The 17,982-nt window shown below is 58.6% G+C and carries 13 protein-coding genes; 1 reads left to right on the plus strand and 12 read right to left on the minus strand.

Annotation, left to right across the window (positions count from 1 at the left end; translation table 11 throughout):
- Positions 1-258: 258 nt before the first annotated feature.
- The 12 genes from cysG to mgtE form a co-directional block, all read right to left on the minus strand.
- Positions 259-1,674 carry a siroheme synthase CysG gene (gene cysG, locus Q0903_RS01685; RefSeq protein WP_299412277.1) on the minus strand — a complete coding sequence of 472 codons (1,416 nt, stop codon included), beginning with the start codon at positions 1,672-1,674 and terminating at the stop codon, positions 259-261.
- On the minus strand, positions 1,671-2,606 hold the full coding sequence (locus tag Q0903_RS01690) for a glycosyl transferase family 3 (protein ID WP_299412279.1): 936 nt from the start codon (positions 2,604-2,606) through the stop codon (positions 1,671-1,673). The genes cysG and Q0903_RS01690 overlap by 4 nt, the downstream gene beginning before the upstream one ends.
- A complete protein-coding gene (locus Q0903_RS01695) occupies positions 2,603-5,194 on the minus strand; it encodes a nitrate reductase (RefSeq protein WP_299412282.1) in 2,592 nt (863 codons plus the stop codon). Before Q0903_RS01695 ends, Q0903_RS01690 begins: the two co-directional genes overlap by 4 nt.
- Positions 5,191-5,526 carry a nitrite reductase small subunit NirD gene (gene nirD / locus Q0903_RS01700; RefSeq protein WP_299412285.1) on the minus strand — a complete coding sequence of 112 codons (336 nt, stop codon included), beginning with the start codon at positions 5,524-5,526 and terminating at the stop codon, positions 5,191-5,193. Before nirD ends, Q0903_RS01695 begins: the two co-directional genes overlap by 4 nt.
- Positions 5,523-7,952, minus strand: coding sequence for a nitrite reductase large subunit NirB (gene nirB, locus Q0903_RS01705; RefSeq protein WP_299412287.1), 2,430 nt, complete (start codon positions 7,950-7,952; stop codon positions 5,523-5,525). The genes nirD and nirB overlap by 4 nt, the downstream gene beginning before the upstream one ends.
- 4 nt (positions 7,953-7,956) lie before the next feature.
- Entirely contained in the window at positions 7,957-9,645 is a 1,689-nt protein-coding gene (locus Q0903_RS01710; protein ID WP_299412290.1) for a nitrate ABC transporter ATP-binding protein, read from the minus strand.
- A gap of 43 nt (positions 9,646-9,688) precedes the next feature.
- Positions 9,689-10,762, minus strand: coding sequence for an ABC transporter permease (locus Q0903_RS01715; RefSeq protein ID WP_299412292.1), 1,074 nt, complete (start codon positions 10,760-10,762; stop codon positions 9,689-9,691).
- Positions 10,763-10,827: 65 nt separating this feature from the next.
- Positions 10,828-12,198, minus strand: coding sequence for a CmpA/NrtA family ABC transporter substrate-binding protein (locus tag Q0903_RS01720; protein WP_299412295.1), 1,371 nt, complete (start codon positions 12,196-12,198; stop codon positions 10,828-10,830).
- 247 nt (positions 12,199-12,445) lie between these two features.
- Complete coding sequence (locus Q0903_RS01725; protein WP_299412297.1) at positions 12,446-13,594, minus strand: CmpA/NrtA family ABC transporter substrate-binding protein; 1,149 nt, start codon at positions 13,592-13,594, stop codon at positions 12,446-12,448.
- Positions 13,591-14,175, minus strand: coding sequence for an ANTAR domain-containing protein (locus Q0903_RS01730; RefSeq protein ID WP_299412300.1), 585 nt, complete (start codon positions 14,173-14,175; stop codon positions 13,591-13,593). The genes Q0903_RS01725 and Q0903_RS01730 overlap by 4 nt, the downstream gene beginning before the upstream one ends.
- A 394-nt stretch (positions 14,176-14,569) precedes the next feature.
- On the minus strand, positions 14,570-15,127 hold the full coding sequence (locus Q0903_RS01735) for a 5-formyltetrahydrofolate cyclo-ligase (RefSeq protein WP_299412302.1): 558 nt from the start codon (positions 15,125-15,127) through the stop codon (positions 14,570-14,572).
- Complete coding sequence (mgtE, locus tag Q0903_RS01740) at positions 15,124-16,524, minus strand: magnesium transporter (RefSeq protein ID WP_299024487.1); 1,401 nt, start codon at positions 16,522-16,524, stop codon at positions 15,124-15,126. Before mgtE ends, Q0903_RS01735 begins: the two co-directional genes overlap by 4 nt.
- A gap of 113 nt (positions 16,525-16,637) precedes the next feature.
- Between mgtE and guaD the strand changes: the two genes are divergently transcribed.
- A complete protein-coding gene (gene guaD / locus Q0903_RS01745) occupies positions 16,638-17,933 on the plus strand; it encodes a guanine deaminase (RefSeq protein WP_299412305.1) in 1,296 nt (431 codons plus the stop codon).
- The last annotated feature ends 49 nt before the right edge of the window (positions 17,934-17,982 follow it).

Genomic DNA, 17,982 nt, shown 5'->3' on the forward strand with positions numbered 1-17,982 from the left:
GTCAGTTTGAGATTCAGGGCTATTGACCAGTTTGAACGACTGCTTTGGTGAAAAGTGCTGCAATGCCAAAAACGCGCCGCTGCAATTGAGAACGAATGCTGCATCAGCAATAGCTGCAGATGCATAAGGCTGGTTTGTCCGCACAGCGGACATAAAAGCATTTTGCAGCGAACGGCAGCAAAGAGCCCACTTTACCAATTTTCTGTGCCGCGGCTAAAGTCCGCTTTTGGAAAATAGATCGACATCATACGCAGAAGCTTAGGCTACGCCGACTTCACTACTCCCCCAGACTTCTGGCTGCACCAAAGCACCTCGGTATGAACCCTTCTTACGCAGCTTTAGAAACAGCATTGCGGTATCGGTGATACAGTGCTGATCCAATGTCTTAGGAAGCGACGTGATATCGCAGGTGGCAATAATCTCGCGTGACGACTGTGCATGCGCGACGATCGTGACGCTAATATCAGCAGCGTCATGGTGGGCCGCCAGATATGCGCTGATGTCCGGTGCTGCCGAGACCGCCATATAGAGTGCGATGCAACTGCCCGGCATGAGGTTTTTTACGCCGTCGGGGACAGCGCAGCCATCGGTGGAATGACCTGTCGTCAGGATCAATGTGTCGATCGCCTCTCTTTCTGTCAGGGTTTGCCCGCTTGCAGCAGCAGCGCCGCAGGCAGCCGTCACGCCGGGTACAATTTCCAGCGGAATTCCTGCGGCGCGCACAGCGTCCATCTCTTCCATACTGCGCGCAAAAATGCCCGGATCACCACATTTCAACCGGACCACGCGCGCCCCGTTTCGGGCGGCTGTCACGACAGTCTGCGTAATTTTCTCTTGTGGCCAACTGTGGCACCCAGGGCGCTTGCCCACATAAATCCGTTCGGCATCGCGGCGGGCAAGTTCCAGAATTTCAGGATCAACGAGACGGTCGTAATAGATCACATCCGCCTCTTGCAGGCGCTGCACACCCCGCAATGTAATCAGATCTTTGGCACCAGGCCCTGCACCGACAAGGGCGACACTGCCCCCTATTTGCTGATCGAAATCACCTGTGGCGATCGCCTGTTTGATCATTTGTGCCACTTCGCGCGCAGCGCCCCGCGCATGGGTGCGGCGTGGCACATCGCCGAACACCCAGCGCCACAGGTCACGTCGCGCACGCGGACCAAGACGTGCAGCAGCACTGGCCCGCAGGCGCCCCGCAAGTGAGGCCAGATCACCAAGGTTCGGCTCCAGCATCTGCTCGATCTGTGTCTTGATCTGACGCGCAAGAACGGGTGCCGTGCCTTCGGTCCCGATCGCAACAACGACAGGATCACGGTCCACAATAGAAGGCGTGATGACATCGCACAATGCCGGCTGGTCGACGACATTTACAGTGGCGCCTGCTGCTTTGGCCAACGCATGCAGGGCCATATCCGCCCCCGCGCAACCCGTTGCAATGAAAACCAGTGCCGTGTCTTTCAATTCCTCTGCTTGAAGTGCGCCGTGCTGATGAATTATGCGGCCAGCGGCGGCCAAAGCGGCCAACTCATCATCAAGGTAATCGCTGCGCAGGATGATCTGTGCCTCGGTCTTGAGTATCAGTCGGGTCTTTTGTGCCGCTTGCTCGCCGCCTCCGATAATCACGACCCTGCGGCCTTCCATCTGGATGAACATTGGAAACGTCTTCATGCGGGGACTCCTTGGGATATCGCGCGATTGGCCCAGAGCGCCTGTGCTTTCTCTTGGGCTTGATCAAGCGTGGCGTTGGGATCGACAGTCCAAAGCGCGAGGGCAGCTGTGCCTGTCACCGTCGCTTCGGCAAACGGATCGCCAATGTCGCCGCGCCAAAAGGCCATGGGGTCGACCTGCGCGTCCGCGTCGTTCAGGCGGCGGGTCTGAGACAGGATTGCGGGTGCTGCCTGCTGGATATGGGTGCCATCACGCAGGCCGAAGCAAATGATCTCTTTTGACGGATGCCGCTCGAACTCTCCGCCGCCGCCTTTGATGATAGTGAGGGTCCTCTGCCCTAGCAGTTCGGCTGCACGGGCCTGTAGGCTGCGGTAAGACGGGTGGAACACACCCTGCACCGTTGCAGGGGCGCACGACGGGTTCCACATGCGCAAAACTGTATTGATGCAAGAGCGCAGGCCGAGATCGCTGCGCAAATCTAGGAGCGCAAATGCTTTCGGGCTTAGACCTGCCAGCGGATCATAGCGGACCAAGGGTCCGACCAATTCACGGATTTCAGCAGTGCTCAAACTTGCGTTTTGATAGGCGTTATACCCATGCATCGAGACAGACACCCCAGCCTTTGCCACCAGCCGTGCCGCCAGCAGATAGAGCGGCGCACCACGGCTGCGACCTGCCGCGTAGCTGGGCCAGTCCAGATCGGCAGGAGGCAGCGTGCCGCTTACATGGGCCCGCAATGCGGCCGTAAACCCTGCAATTTCTTGCGGCTCCTCACCGCGTAGCCGCAGGACCATCAGGAGCGCCCCCACAGCCTCAGGTGCTGCGCGGTCCTCAAGGATCACGGTCATCGCCTCTTGCGCCTCACTCAAGGTCATCGCCCGCGCGCGGCCCTTGCCCTGTGCGACGATCCTGACAAACGGCGCGAGGGTCATTCCGCCGCCAACGGCAAGGCGGCTTGCGCGACAAGACGTGCCAACTCGGGCTTGCAGGAGCCGCAGTTTGTTCCAGCACAGGTCACAGCGCCCAACGCTTTGACCGTACCTGCCCCCGCATTCACAGCGGCCAGCAACGTGTTCTGACCCACATTGAAACAGGCACAGACCACAGGCCCCGGATCAGGCTGGTCTTGTCCCATGCGGCCCGCAAGTGCGGCAAGCGGCGGCGCGGATGTCCCAACATAGGCAATCGCAGCACTACGCGACAGCACAACAGGCTGTGGTGCGGCAAAGAACACGGCTTGTAGAATGTCCTGTTCATAAAGCGCTACGCGTATGGTGCCCTGTATACCATCGTCCAAAACCGACGCCGTCGCGTCAGGCAATCGCGTAATATCACGCAGCAGTTGCACCCAATCTTCGGGCGTCTCAAGCGCTGCCATCTCAACTTGCCAGCCCGTCGCGGTGCGGGAGGTTGCAGCGTAGGATGTATCCGCAACAGGCCGTGGCGCGCAGGCCAGAAACCCGTACCATCCAGCCTTGAACAAGCTCACCGATACAGAGCCGCGCTTTAGCGCAGGCTGGCCCGAGACCGGATCGGTCACGGAGGCGATGACGCTGTTGACGGTGCCACCGCGTGCGGTTTGCCGTGTCCAGTGCATCGGGGCAAAAGGCTGGCCTCGGGCTACACGTTGCGTGACAAGTGCACGCAGGATCGTGCGACCAAGGGCGTTTTGCACCTTGACCAGATCACCGTGTACAACGCCCGCCTTTGCCGCATCATCGGGGTGCAGCTCCAGATAAGGCTCCGCCAGATGCGCGCCAAGCTTTGGAGCTTTACCCGTGCGCGTCATCGTATGCCATTGGTCGCGGTTGCGGCCTGTATTGAGGGTCACGGTATTGAGGGTCGGTACGGCCTTTAGTGGGGTCGGCGCTTGCACGGCAAGCATCCGCGCCTTGCCATCTGCGTGATAAAATTTGCCGTCCGCAAAGAAGCGTACGTCATTCCGCGGCCACTGTGTCGGAACCAGAGTGGCATAGTCCACATCGGCAAAGATACTCAGGTCCAGATCGCGGGCAAAGGGGCGTGCTGCGGCATCAAGTGCGATGTATTCGGCAAAGATATCCGCAGGTGTGTCATAGGCGAAGGCCGCACCAAATCCCATGCGCGTGGCGACATCGCTGATGATGCGCCAGTCAGGGCGGGTTTGCGAAGGCGCAGGCAAAAAGGCGCGCTGGCGCGAGATGCGGCGCTCCGAATTGGTCACGGTGCCGTCTTTCTCACCCCAGCCCGCAGCGGGCAGCAGCACATCGGCCAGATCGCCCGTATCCGTGCGTGCCATGATGTCGGAGACGGCGACGAAGGGAACATTGCGGATGGCCAGTGCAACTTTGTCTGCGTCTGGCATCGAAACGGCTGGATTGGTGGACATGACCCACAGCGCCTTGATCTTGCCCGCAGCACAAGCCTCAAACAGATCGACAGCTTTCAACCCCGCTGCTGTGCAGATTGTCGGGCTGTTCCAGAATTCCTGCACTGTCTCACGGTGGGCGGCGTTCTCGATATCCAGATGGTTGGCCAGCATATTGGCCAGACCGCCGACTTCGCGCCCGCCCATAGCGTTGGGCTGGCCAGTGACGGAAAACGGGCCACTCCCTGCCTTCCCGATCCGGCCCGTCGCAAGATGACAATTCAGGATCGCGCCGACTTTGTCTGTGCCGCTGGCGGACTGGTTCACCCCTTGGGAATAGACGGTGACGACCTTGGGCGTGTTCGCCCAAAGCTGAAAAAAGCTAGCGATCTCGTCGGGGGCGGCGCCGCAGTCCAGCGGATCAGTGGCGCGGGCTGCTGCGATTGCAACGGTGCAGCCCCCCACATGCGCGGTGATATAATCCGTGTCCAGTTTGCTATGATCCGCCAAATAGGCGAGCAACCCGTTGAACAGTGCCACATCCCCGTCGGGGGCCACGCGCAGGTGCAGGTCCGCCAGATCACAAGTCGCCGTGCGGCGCGGGTCTATGTTGACGACCCGCATGTTCGGGCGCGCTTCCTTGGCCGCGGCGATACGCTGGTAAAGGACAGGATGGCACCACGCGAGGTTGGAACCAACAAGGACGATCAGATCGGCTTCCTCCAGATCAGCATAGGTGCCGGGAACGGTATCGGTGCCAAAGGCGCGCTTATGTCCTGCGACGGACGACGCCATACAGAGCCGCGAATTCGTGTCGATATTTGCCGACCCGATGAACCCTTTCATCAGCTTGTTGGCGACGTAGTAGTCTTCGGTCAGGAGTTGCCCCGACACATAAAAGGCCACGCTATCAGGTCCGTGATCGCGGATTGCCGCGCTGAATTTCTCGGCCACCAGATCAAGCGCGCTGTCCCAATCCGCGCGCTCACCTGCGATCTGCGGGTGAAGGAGGCGACCCTCGAGATCAATCGTCTCGCCCAGAGCAGAGCCTTTGGAGCAGAGACGGCCGAAGTTGGCGGGATGATCGGGATCGCCTTTGATGGTGCCACCCGCGCCCGCCAGAACGCCGCAACCGACACCGCAATAGGGGCAAGTGGTGCGCGTCAGGCTCATGCTGGTGCCTGCGCCGCAATCACGGACCTGTCTAGCAAGATGCGGCCGTTCTCAACACGGGCGGGATAAGTCTCTACGCGGCCACTGTCTGCGCCCTGCGCTTCACCACTCTCCAGCGAGAAAACCCAGTTGTGCAACGGGCAAGTGACGGAGGCACCGTGCACGATGCCTTCGGAGAGCGGCCCCCCCTTGTGCGGACAGGAGTTGTTCAGCGCATAGACTTCATCTTGCGCCGTGCGGAACACTGCAACACAACCGCCTGCCGTTTTCACCACCCGCGCCCCGCGCTGGGGAACCTCGTCCAACGCGGCAATATCCATCCAATCGCTCATTCCGCTGCCTCCAAAGCAAGGTTCGCAAGGGGCTGATAGCTTTGCGGTTGCTGCGCCACATGTGCGGCCCAAGGATCATGGCGATAGATGCTCTGGCTGAGCTCGAAACGCTCGACCAGCGCGTCCCGCTCGGCCTCGACCCGCTCGGTAATCCAGTCCAGCCCGACCTTGGCCATCCATTTGTACATCCGGTCGAGGTATTTGGCATTCTCGCGGTAAAGCTGTGTGATTGCCTTGATCACATCAATCGCCTCTTCTTCAGTGGCGACCTGCACGAGCAGTTCGGTCTCTTTAACGTCCATCCCCGCCGCGCCACCGATGCTGATCTGAAATCCGCTGTCGACACAGACCACGCCGATGTCCTTGCAGGTCGCTTCTGCGCAGTTGCGCGGGCAGCCCGACACACCGAGTTTGAGCTTATGCGGCGTCCATGAGCCATGCAGGGTCTTCTCAAGCTTGATACCAAGGCCAGTGCTGTCTTGAGTGCCAAAGCGACAATGATCGGTGCCCACGCAGGTCTTCACGGTGCGCAGCCCTTTGGAGTAAGCATAGCCCGAGACCATGCCTGCCGCGTTTAGATCAGCCCAGATGGCGAGCAAATCCTCGCCCTTGACGCCCAGCAGGTCGATACGCTGACCGCCCGTGACTTTAACCGTCGGCACCCTGTATTTGTCGGCCGCATCCGCAATCGCGCGCAGCTCGTTCGGGGTGGTGATCCCGCCCCACATGCGCGGCACGACACTGAATGTGCCGTCCTTCTGAATGTTGGCGTGCTTGCGTTCGTTGATGAAACGGCTCTGCGGGTCGTCGCGGTATTCCAACGGCCAATCGGCCAGCAAGTAGAAATTGAGCGCGGGGCGGCAGACATGGCAGCCGCAGGACGTTTTCCATCCGCACTCCTGCCAGACGGCAGGCATCGAGGTGAGGCGCTGTGATTTGATCATCCGGCGCACGTCTTCATGGGTCATGTCGGTGCAGGCACAAATGCTTGCTGCGGCAGGCAACACAAAATCATCGCCCAAAGTGACAGCCAGAACCTGCTCCACCAATCCGGTGCAGGTTCCGCAGGAGGCCGAGGCCTTGGTGGTGGCCTTTATCGCCGCTAAGTCGCTGGCTCCTGCTGCGATGGCGTCTTCGATCTGGCCTTTGCAAATGCCGTTGCAGCCACAGATTTCCGCATCACGCGATAAGGCTGCAACGGCTGCGAGCGGGTCCAGCGGGGTCCCTCCCTGATAGGCGGGGCCAAAGATCAATGTGTCGCGCATCTGTGCGATATCTGTTTTGTCGCGGATCAGGCCGAAGAACCAGTTGCTGTCGGCGGTATCGCCGTACATCACGGCACCGATCACCACATCATTCTCGATCACTAAACGGCGGTAAACGCCGCGCGCTGGATCACGGAACACGATGTCTTCGCGCCCCTCGCCATCGGCAAAATCACCCGCGCTGAACAGATCACAGCCCGTGACCTTGAGCTTGGTCGACAGCTCCTTTTGCACAAATGTCGCCTCTTCACCGAGCAGGGTTTTGGCCGCGACCCGCGCCTGATCATAGAGCGGTGCGACAAGGCCGAAGATGGTGCCGTCATGCTCCACACATTCGCCCACGGCGAGGATATCTGCATCGGATGTTACCATCTGGTCGTCCACATGGATGCCGCGCCCGACGGCCAATCCCGCCTCGGCTGCCAGCGCCACATTGGGACGGATGCCCACGGCCATGACCAGCAGATCGCAAGGCAGCTCGGTTCCGTCGTCCAATAACAATGCGCGCACATGCCCGTCCTTGCCGAGTATCTCCTTCGAGTTGGCGGAGCATCTGATCGTGATGCCTTTGTCCACCAGCGCGCGGCGCAAAAGATAGCCTGCGGCTTCGTCCAGTTGACGCTCCATCAGGTGGCCCATGATATGCACAACCGTGACATCAACGCCGCGTGCGGCCATGCCCGCCGCTGCCTCCAGCCCCAGCAGGCCGCCGCCGATGACCACACATTTATTGTCCTGCCCCAGCACCATCATCCGCTCGGTATCTTCCAGATCGCGGTAAGCGATCACGCCTTCCAGATCATGACCTGGCAGCGGGATCATAAAGGGGTTGGAACCTGTGCCGAACATCAGTTTGTCATAGGCCAGAACATCGCCGTTTTGCGCGGTGACCGTTTTGGCCTCGCGGTCGATGCTGGTTATCTTCTCGCCGAAGCGGCAGGTAATATTATTGTCGGCATACCATGCGGGCGTATGCGTCTCGATCTCGGCATAGGTCTTGTCCCCCGCCAGCACGGGCGAGAGCATAATGCGGTTATAATTCCCCCGCGGCTCTGCATTGAACAAGGTTACGTCATAGGCGTCGGGGGCCTGCTCAAGCAGGGTTTCCAATGCACGGCCCGTCGCCATGCCAGCCCCTATGATAATCAGCTTTTGCTTCATTGTCTCACTCCGCTGCAAGTGGTTTGGGGGGCGTGGCTTTACCCTTTTTGGAGGTGTTGCCATGCTCGTATTCCTCAAGGAAATCGAGGACCTCCTGCCGGTAGGTGTAATAATCGGGATGCTCGAGCAGCGCCTTGCGCGTGCGCGGACGGGGCAGGTTCACGTCTGTGATCTTGCCAATTGTCGCCTGCGGTCCGTTGGTCATCATCACCACGCGGTCGGCCAGCAGGATCGCCTCGTCTACGTCATGGGTCACACAAACTGCAGTCACTTTTGTGCGTGACCAGACCTCCATCAGCACCTCCTGCAACTCCCAGCGGGTGAGACTGTCGAGCATGCCGAACGGCTCATCGAGCAGCAACAGCTTGGGCGAGAGGGCAAAGGCGCGGGCGATGCCAACGCGCTGTTTCATGCCGTTCGACAGCGAGGCTGCGTTCTTGTCCATACTGTCGGCAAGGCCTACACGCTCGAGGTAGTACTCAATCACATCCTGCCGCTCGGCCTGTGACGCGCGGGGATAGACTTTGTCCACCCCTATCGCGACGTTCTCTTTTGCGGTGAGCCAAGGGAAAAGATTGGGCGACTGGAAGACAACAGCACGTTCGGGGTCCGCACCTTCCACGTTCCAACCGTCCAGCTTGATCGCACCTTTCGAGATCGGGTTGAGGCCTGCGGCCATGGTCAGCACCGTGGATTTGCCACAGCCGGAATGCCCGATGAGCGAGATGAACTCGCCCTTGTTAATCTTGAGGTCGAAATCCTCAACTACGGTGAGCGGCCCTTTGGGCGTGGGGTAGACTTTGTGCAACTGCGAAAATGTGAGGTAGCGTTCTTCAATCGGGCTTTTCTGTGCGTCGGCCACGACTTTTGGCACGGCATGGATGGGGGTAACATTTGGCAGGGTCTTCGTCTCGTCAACCTTTGCCTCGATCCCCACATCCATCAGGTATTTCGTGACGCTGGCGCGTAGGGCTTTGAAGGTATCGTCGTTGTTCATCGCCATCCGGTCACGCGGCCGCGCGATGTTGACGTCGATAGGATCGGCGAGGGTCCCGTCCGGGTTTAGCGGCACGATGCGGTCGGCAAGCAATATGGCCTCATCCACATCATTGGTAATCAGGATGCAGGTCTTCTTGTCCTGTTCCCAGATGTCGAGAATCTCGTCCGCCAGATTGGCGCGGGTCAATGCATCCAGCGCGGAGAGCGGCTCATCCAGCAACAGCATCTCAGGGTTCATCGCCAGTGCGCGGGCCACAGCGACCCGCTGGCGCATGCCACCGGACAGCTCGGCGGGACGCCGAGATGTAGCATGGCTCAGGCCGACCATGGAGACGTAATGATCGATCTTAACCTGCCGCTCTGCCTTTCCCAGTTTGGGAAAAACCGCATCCACGGCAAGCCCTACATTGCCGCCCACTGTCAGCCACGGCATCAACGAATAGCTTTGGAAGATAAGCCCCCGTTCTGGACCGGGTTCAGTGATAGGCGCACCGCGGTAGGTCAATGTGCCGCTGTCGGGCATCTCAAGCCCAGCGATCATGTTCATAAGCGTCGACTTGCCGGTACCCGAAAACCCGAGAATGGCAAGGAATTCCCCCTCCTTCACTTCCAGATTGATACCCTTGAGGACTTCAGCGCGGTGGATGCCCACACCGAAGCCCTTGCTCACGTTTTTGATGCTCAGAATGCTCATATTCTTTCCTTTATGCGCTACCGCTTCGCTGCTGACGCGCAAGTCACCGGTTTGCCGAAAAGGTGAAGGCCGACTGCAGTGCGTACATCACGCGGTCCAGCAAGAAGCCGATGATGCCAATGGTGAAGACAGCGACCATGATTTTGGCGAGTGACTGACTTGACCCATTCTGGAACTCATCCCAAACGAATTTTCCCAGACCAGGGTTTTGCGCCAGCATTTCGGCCGCGATCAGCACCATCCAGCCCACCCCGAGCGACAGGCGCAGACCGGTAAAGATCAGCGGCAGCGCGGAGGGCAGCACCAGTTTTGTGATTTTGGTATAGGTGTTCATCTTGAGCACGCGGGAGACACTCACGAGGTCTTTGTCGATGCTACTCACGCCCAAGGCCGTGTTGATCAGTGTGGGCCAAAGCGAGCAAAGCGTCACAGTAATGGCCGATATTAGGAAAGATTTGGAGAACATGCCGTCATTGCTGGCATAGACCGCCGAGACGATCATGGTCACAATCGGCAGCCATGCCAGTGGCGAGACGGGTTTGAAAATCTGGATCAGCGGATTGAGGGCGGCATTGGCTGTCTTGGACAGACCCGCCGCAATCCCCAGCGGGATCGCTATGACCGAGGCGATCAGAAAGCCGAAGAAAACCGTGTAGATCGACGTGACGATCTGGTCATAATATGTCGGGCGGCCCGTATAGACGCGTTCACGCACGTCGTCGGCACGGCCATCGGCCACCAGTTTGGCGTTGCGAACATCTTGGCGCTCATAGAAGGCGGCTTCCTTCTCTCCTTCGCGTACAGCATCGGCATGCAGACCTTTTGCTTCGGTCCAGACTTGGGCCGGACCGGGCACCGCTCCCAGCGAGGTTTGCACTTTGGGCGCCAATGTACCCCATGCTACCAAAAAGAGCATGATCGCCAGCAACGGAACCCCCAAAAGGCGCCAGATTTCCGACAGTTGCGCACGGGGGTTATCCCCTGCCGCCGCCTTTAGCATTGGTGTCATCCAGCCAAGGCCCAACACCTGAAACCAGGTATCGGCCTTGTTGATGCGGGTGAAAAGGCGGGCGCGCTTCGCCTCGTTGCTGAGTGTTTCTGGATCAGTGACGGACATATCTTGGGCTCCTGAAATCGGGACGGGCATCTGCCCCCCGCGACCTGCGCGAGGGGCAGGATTGCTCAGTTCTGGATCTGGTTGTTCACGATCATTTGCTGGCCCTTCAGGCCAATTGGCAGGCTTTCGAGGTAGGCGTTGGGTGTGCGCCCGTCATAGGCGATGCCGTCGATGATATCCTCAGCGGGGGTCGGCGCTTTGAACCCGTCGCTGTCCCAAGGGAAATCCGCCTCGTTCGCCATGCTCTCATCCACCAGCAGGCGCGCGGCCTGGAGATAGATGTCGGGGCGGTAGACCTCTTTGGCGGTGTCCATGAACCATTCATCGGATTTCGGCTCTGCGATCTGGCCCCAACGGCGCATCTGGGTCAGGTACCAGATCGCGTCGGAGTAGAAGGGATAGGTCGCGTTGTAGCGAAAGAATACGTTGAAATCAGGCGCAGGGCGCACATCGCCTTTCTCGAACTCGAAAAAGCCGGTCATGGAGTTGGCGATCACCTCGGCGTCGGCGCCTACATATTCGGAGCGTGACAGCAACTCGACTGCTTCTTTGCGGTTTGTGTTGTCATTCTCGTCCAGCCAGATCGCCGCACGGATGAGCGCCTTGGTCAGCGCAACCGTAGTGTTGGGGTTCTCTTCCGCGAACTCGGCAGTGATGCCAAAGACTTTCTCGGGGTTGTTTTTCCACATGTCATAGTCGGTGATCACGGGCACGCCGATGCCCTTGAACACAGCTTGCTGGTTCCATGGCTCGCCCACAGAGTAGCCAAAGATCGTACCTGCCTCCATGGTGGCGGGCATTTGTGGCGGAGGGGTGACGGAGAGGAAAACGTCGGCACCGATCTGGCCAGAGATATCCTGAGGTGAATAATAGCCCGGCTGAAGCCCGCCCGCAGCCAGCCAGTAGCGGATTTCGTAGTTGTGGGTCGAGACAGGGAAGACCATGCCCATGTTGAACGGCTCGCCACGGTCCTTGAACTCTTCCACCACAGGTTTGAGCGCCTCGGCACTGATCGGGTGCTGCGGGCGGCCATCGTCCATTGTAGGGACATTCGGTTTCATTTGCGCCCAGATGTCATTAGACACAGTGATCGCGTTGCCATTGAGGTCCATTGAGAACGGTGTGATGATATGCGCCTTGGTGCCGTAGCCAATGGTTGCGGCCAGCGGCTGACCCGCGAGCATATGCGCCCCGTCAAGTTGCCCGTCGATCACACCGTCCAGAAGCACCTTCCAGTTCGCCTGCGCTTCCAACGTAACAAACAAGCCTTCGTCCTCGAAATACCCGTTCTCATAAGCGACAGCCAAAGGTGCCATGTCGGTGAGCTTGATAAAGCCGAAGGTCAGCTCGTCTTTCTCAAGATCAAGCATTTCAGCATAGGAAGCTGTCGCCATCAGGCCCGTTGCCGCGAGGAGTATGGGGAACTTTTTCAACATCAATCATGTCCTTTGTCTGGTCGGGCAAAGCCCGCAAAAACGAAAAAAGCCGCACGTAAGCATCACGGCATTGTCCGTGGTTCTTACGAGCGGCTTTGCTCTGTGGAGTGTTCCACCGTCATTGGCAGAAGAGGGTCAGACAGCAGCGCCGGACCTGTTGGAATAGGATTTTAACAGATCAGGTGTGGGTTCAAGAGATTTCTGCGCTGCGGCATGGATTCTTTGACGGCTGCACTAAACTGCCTAATTATTCATCTGATGCTGTGCCGAAATCAAACGTCCTGCCGTCAAAAAAAGCATCTGGCGCAAGAATCATCTGCCCCCGAGAGGACGCAACTGCGGTTGCCTCAGCCATCGCACCTTCAATTTTTTCCGAAGCACCCGGCAGGTCTGAACCGATAGGGCCAAGGTTCTTACGGTAGAGATCCGTCCGGCAAACATCCTTTGCCTTCGCAATACCAGCGGCATCCGCACCAAGCTGTGCTGCGATCCATGCGGCCTGACTGCGCCACGGAAACGACGCCGCGTGGTCATGGAACATCAAGAAGCGGTCGACGGATATAGGGGGGCCGCCCTGTGTGAGCGTGAGATTGCCAGTGACCGCAGGCTCGATCACTTCGTGCGACAGGTTGAGATGCTCACTCCGGCCCAGAATTTCGACAGCCAAAGGTTTGTTGTTTTCAACATCCAACCAGCGGGCAGCTTGATAAACAGCGCGCATCAACTGGCATGTCGTATCGGGGTTGTCTGCAATCCAGTCATGGCGCGCAGCCAACACCTTCTCAGGGGCAAAACCCCAGACATGCCGGCCGGCCATCACGATACTTCCCACACCGCGGCCCACAATTGCGCTTCCCCATGGCTCCCCGACCCAGAAGGCGTCCACATGGCCTTCTGCCACAGCTGTCGCCATGCGCGGCGGCGGCACGGTCACAACTTCCACAGTCAGATCAGGAGCGCAGGCCGTCCAATACGACAAGAGCAAGCGGTGCATGGAGAAAGGAAAAGGTACGCCAACGCGCAGCGGTCTACGCATTTGCCGCGTCAAAGCAGACAGCAAAACATGGGGATCGCCAAAGGGCACTTCGCCCAGTTCCTGCGCCATTCTTGTCGAGAGGCCAAATACTGTGCCATTGGCCGACAACCCCATGAGTGTATCAATGCGTGCGGCCAACCCGCCCAGCCCCAGGGACATCGCAATAGGCATCGGTGACAGCATCTGCGCGGCATCAAGATGCCCTAACGCCAACATGTCGCGCAATGCTGACCATGACGGCTGGCGGATCAGATTGAGATCCAGCCCTTCCTCGGCGGCAAATCCCAATTCGCGGGCGATGATCAATGGTGCGCAATCGACCAAAGGAACATAACCGCAGTTCAGCACTGTGCGGTTCATGACATCAAATCCGCCGCAGTCACGAGCGCTTGCGCCACATCAATCACTTTACGCCCCTGATCCATCGCCGCCTTGCGCATCAGTTTATAGGCCTCATCCTCGGAAATAGACCGCCGCCGCATCACGATCCCCTTGGCGCGGTCAATGGTTTTGCGGTCCTCCAAAGCTTTTTTCGCCGCATCCAGTTCCGACTGCATCTGACGCATCATCTGAAACCGTGCGATGGCCGTCTCGATCACGGATTTGATGCGGTTCATTTGTAACCCGTCAACAACATATGCGCTAACACCAGCAGCCAGAGCCGCTTGGGTCAAAAGCGGGTCGGTCTGATCCACAAACATCGCAACAGCCCGCGATTTGGTATCCGATACAACGCCGATATGCTCCAGCGTATCGCGGTCGGGGTTGGCCACGTCGATAAGGACGATGTCGGGTGCATGTGTAACGATCGACTGCTCAAGGCCCGATACCTGCGCAATGGCATGCAAATCGGTCCACCCTGCTTCCAGCAAAGCGTCAATTATGTTTTTCGCCTTGGCATCATCAGCCTCGACGACAAGTATACGCAGGTTTTGTCGCATACCCTCTCGATAACCCTCCCCTCAAAAAGAGAATAGGCAACGGGTCTTTTTTGAATGAAGATTTTACCTGATTGCCTGTTTATTAAGCATTTCAAAGCGATGATCAGACGCTGGATATTTTCTGAATATGTAGAGAGTTTGTAAGACCGAGGACGACGGCATTCTGCAAAAGTAAGGCAAGCTCTTGGTCGATATACATTTCGGAGTGAAAGCGCTATGATTTGCAACTGTGGCCTGAAATAAATCAACTGCGACCGCTCAGCTATTGCCGAAGGCGTATCTTACCGCCGATGCACGACTGCAAAAGCAGCCTTTCGCCCCGTCAACGGCAAGGTCAGTTTTGTCCGCAAAGCAAACCATCGCAGCTTCCAGCAAAGTGAAATTTCAAGATACGTCACCCGACCTCGATCACACCCGCCTCTGTCACAATTAGATCAAGCGGTTGATCCGTCGCCTCCAAAGGTGCCGCGTCCACTTCTTGCCCCGAAAAGGCAAAGCCGACAGCAATCGTTGCACGGCGTGCCCGCAGCATCTCTAGCGTGCGGTCATAAAAGCCACCGCCATATCCCAAGCGCCCGCCTTTGCGGTCAAAACTCAGCAATGGCACGATCAGGATTTCAGGCTCGAAAAACTCAAGGGTTTCTGGAATGGCCGCCCCGAACGACCCTGCCACCATCGCCGCATCAGGCGTCCAGCGCGCAAATTTCAGCGGCTGCGCCTCGGCCTCGATCACTGGCACACCGACCATGCCATGCGCGGTGGCTTCTGCCATCGCGGGACGCGGATCAATCTCGGTGCGGATCGGCATAAAGCCAGACACCGGCACGCCCCGATATCCAGCAAGAACTTCGCTCAGATATCCCGCTTGTGCGGCATTGGCCGCGTCAAAAAGCGGCTTGCGGCGGGCAAATGCTTCTTTGCGGGCCTGCGCCTTGAGTTCCGTCAGGCTCACAGCAGCACCGCCGCGGCCAAACCGAGGAAGGCGAAAAACCCGACCACATCCGTCACCGTCGTCACGAACGCACCAGAGGCCAGCGCAGGGTCAACGCCGATGCGCTCCAGTACAATCGGGATGCCCGTCCCCGCCAGCCCTGCCACCACCATATTGATCACCATCGCCACAGCGATGACACCACCCAGCGCGGGCGAGCCGAACCAGATCACGCCCACAATGCCCATCACCACGGCAAAGATCGTACCGTTGATCAGCCCCACCAGACACTCACGCCGGATTACCCGCCACACGTTCGAGCCGGTGAGGTCTTTCGTCGCCAATGCGCGCACCGCAACCGTCAGGCTTTGGGTGCCCGCATTGCCGCCCATCGACGCCACAATAGGCATCAGCACGGCCAAAGCCACGATCTGCGCCAGCGCCACTTCGAATTGCGCAATAACAAGGCTTGCAGCAATGGCCGTGACAAGGTTCACGGCTAGCCATGGCAGGCGCTGTTTGGTCGTGTTGATCACACGGTCAGAGAGCGAACCTTCCCCGACCCCCGCAAGACGCAGAATGTCTTCCTCATGCTCTTCGTCCAGCACTGCCATAGCATCATCAATGGTAATCACACCAATCAGGCGGCCATCTTCATCTACAACAGGTGCCGAAATCAGGTGGTACTGGTTGAACGCATAGGCCACATCGCCCTCATCGCGCGTGGCGGGAATAATCTGGAACGTTTCTTCATAGAGCGAGGCAAGAGGCACTTCGCGCTTCGAGCGCATCAGTTTGCCCAATGTCACATTCCCCACAGGATGCAGGCGCGGATCAACCACAATGATGTGGTAGAACTGGTCAGGCAAATCGTCCTCGGGGGTGGCGCGCAAATGGTCGATAGCGGCCCCGACGGTCCAGTGCTCGGGCGCCATTACGACCTCGCGCTGCATCAAGCGACCTGCAGAATATTCAGGGTAAGTCAGCGCCTGTTCGACCGCGGCACGGTCACCGTCATCCAGTGCGCCCAGAATGGTCTCCTGCTGCGCATCCTCAAGATCTTCGATGATGTCGACCACATCATCGCTGTCTAGCGTACGCATCGCATCTTGCAGCACCTGCGGTGTCAGGATCGCAATCACTTCGTCACGGATCGAGTCGTCGAGTTCCGACAGGATTTCACCGTCAAACTCGCGGTCGTAAAGACGGATCAGACGTGCACGCTCAAATCCGCTGATCTGCTCCAGCAGGTCGGCGATGTCGGCCGCGTGTAACGGGTCCATCAACTCGATCAGCTTTTCGCGGTCATCAATTTCGACAGCATATAAAATTGCCGAAACATCGCGTTTGCCCAGCACATAAGCCTCTGGCATGTCGTCCTCAGGGAGCGTATCGGCCTGTGAATTGTGATCTGACATGCGTTGCTCCCCAATGATCTTTCCGCAACATAGGCAGCCACTCCAATTACCACAATGCTACATCAATACCGCAAGCCATTGCGCCGCGACGTGAAAAAGGTACAAACTCGCAAATGACCAGCCAAACCCTTCTGACCGGCCAAATCCTGACCTTTCATGGCGATCCATTTGCGCAGCCCTGGCAGGACTGTGTGCAGATCGACAGTGCGGGTGGCGTCGTATTGGAAGGGGCGCGTATCATCGCCGTAGGCAATGCCGCTACACTTGCCGCAGCCTATCCAGAGGCGACAAAAATTTCATACGGCAGTGACCTGATTTGCCCCGGATTTGTGGATGCACATGCGCACTATCCCCAGACCGCGATGATCGCCAGTTGGGGCAAACGGCTGATCGACTGGCTCAATACCTACACCTTCCCCGAGGAAGCGCGGTTTACAGATGCTGACTATGCGCAGGAGATCGCTACGCGCTACCTCGACCTGACAGCGGCCAACGGCACCACAACAGTAGCTTCCTTTGCCACCATCCATCCACACAGCGTAACGGCCCTGTTCACTGCCGCCGCGGCGCGTAGTCAATGCGTGGTAACAGGTAAAACCTGTATGGACCGCAACGCCCCCGACGATCTGCGCGATACCGCGCAGTCTGCCTATGACGACAGCAAGGCGCTGATCGCGCAATGGCATGGCATAGGGCGCGCCCGATACGCGATCACACCGCGTTTCTCACCCACCTCCACGCCAGACCAACTGGCCGCCCTTGGCGCGCTCTGGGCCGAGAACCCGACCTGCCTCATGCAAACCCACCTGAGCGAGCAACCCGACGAGGTTGCGTGGGTCGGTACCCTGTTTCCCGATGCCCGCGACTATCTGGATACCTATGAAGCCCACGGCCTGCTCGGCGCGCGCGGGCTGTATGGGCACGCCATCCACCTGCGCCCGCGCGAAATTGACAGGCTGGCCGAAGTTCAGGGCCGCGTCATCCACTGCCCCACGTCCAATGCTTTCATCGGCTCGGGCGCTCTCGATTTGCCGATGCTGGCAGCGCATCGCGTGCCATTAGGACTGGCCACAGATACTGGCGGCGGGTCATCTTTTTCAATGCTGCGTACGATGGCGGCGGCCTATGAGGCAGCACAGCATCACGGCCATGCTCTGCATGCAGCACAGCTGATGTGGCTGGCCACCGCAGGATCAGCAAATGCACTTCACCTATCACATGAGATAGGGAGCATAACTACAGGAAATTACGCAGATATTGCTGTGATAGACCTGCACTCCACAGCGGCGATCAGTCAGCGCACTAACCGTTCTGCAGATGTCTGGGAAGACGTGTTTGCAACGCTGATGATGGGTGATGACAGGGCGATCCGCGCCACATGGATCGCAGGCGCCTGCGTTACGCAATAGCCGTATACGGTGTGGCTCACGCCAGACACCCGCGCCCCGAGAAAGGATC

Source organism: uncultured Sulfitobacter sp. (assembly GCF_947502895.1).
Classification (GTDB): Bacteria; Pseudomonadota; Alphaproteobacteria; order Rhodobacterales; family Rhodobacteraceae; genus Sulfitobacter.

Excerpts from the sequence above, each read along its gene's own strand:
- cysG (WP_299412277.1), bottom strand. The coding sequence starts at position 1,674 with ATGAAGACGTTTCCAATGTTCATCCAGATGGAAGGCCGCAGGGTCGTG.
- Q0903_RS01690 (WP_299412279.1), bottom strand. The coding sequence starts at position 2,606 with ATGACCCTCGCGCCGTTTGTCAGGATCGTCGCACAGGGCAAGGGCCGC.
- Q0903_RS01695 (WP_299412282.1), bottom strand. The coding sequence starts at position 5,194 with ATGAGCCTGACGCGCACCACTTGCCCCTATTGCGGTGTCGGTTGCGGC.
- nirD (WP_299412285.1), bottom strand. The coding sequence starts at position 5,526 with ATGAGCGATTGGATGGATATTGCCGCGTTGGACGAGGTTCCCCAGCGC.
- nirB (WP_299412287.1), bottom strand. The coding sequence starts at position 7,952 with ATGAAGCAAAAGCTGATTATCATAGGGGCTGGCATGGCGACGGGCCGT.
- Q0903_RS01710 (WP_299412290.1), bottom strand. The coding sequence starts at position 9,645 with ATGAGCATTCTGAGCATCAAAAACGTGAGCAAGGGCTTCGGTGTGGGC.
- Q0903_RS01715 (WP_299412292.1), bottom strand. The coding sequence starts at position 10,762 with ATGTCCGTCACTGATCCAGAAACACTCAGCAACGAGGCGAAGCGCGCC.
- Q0903_RS01720 (WP_299412295.1), bottom strand. The coding sequence starts at position 12,198 with ATGTTGAAAAAGTTCCCCATACTCCTCGCGGCAACGGGCCTGATGGCG.
- Q0903_RS01725 (WP_299412297.1), bottom strand. The coding sequence starts at position 13,594 with ATGAACCGCACAGTGCTGAACTGCGGTTATGTTCCTTTGGTCGATTGC.
- Q0903_RS01730 (WP_299412300.1), bottom strand. The coding sequence starts at position 14,175 with ATGCGACAAAACCTGCGTATACTTGTCGTCGAGGCTGATGATGCCAAG.
- mgtE (WP_299024487.1), bottom strand. The coding sequence starts at position 16,524 with ATGTCAGATCACAATTCACAGGCCGATACGCTCCCTGAGGACGACATG.
- guaD (WP_299412305.1), top strand. The coding sequence starts at position 16,638 with ATGACCAGCCAAACCCTTCTGACCGGCCAAATCCTGACCTTTCATGGC.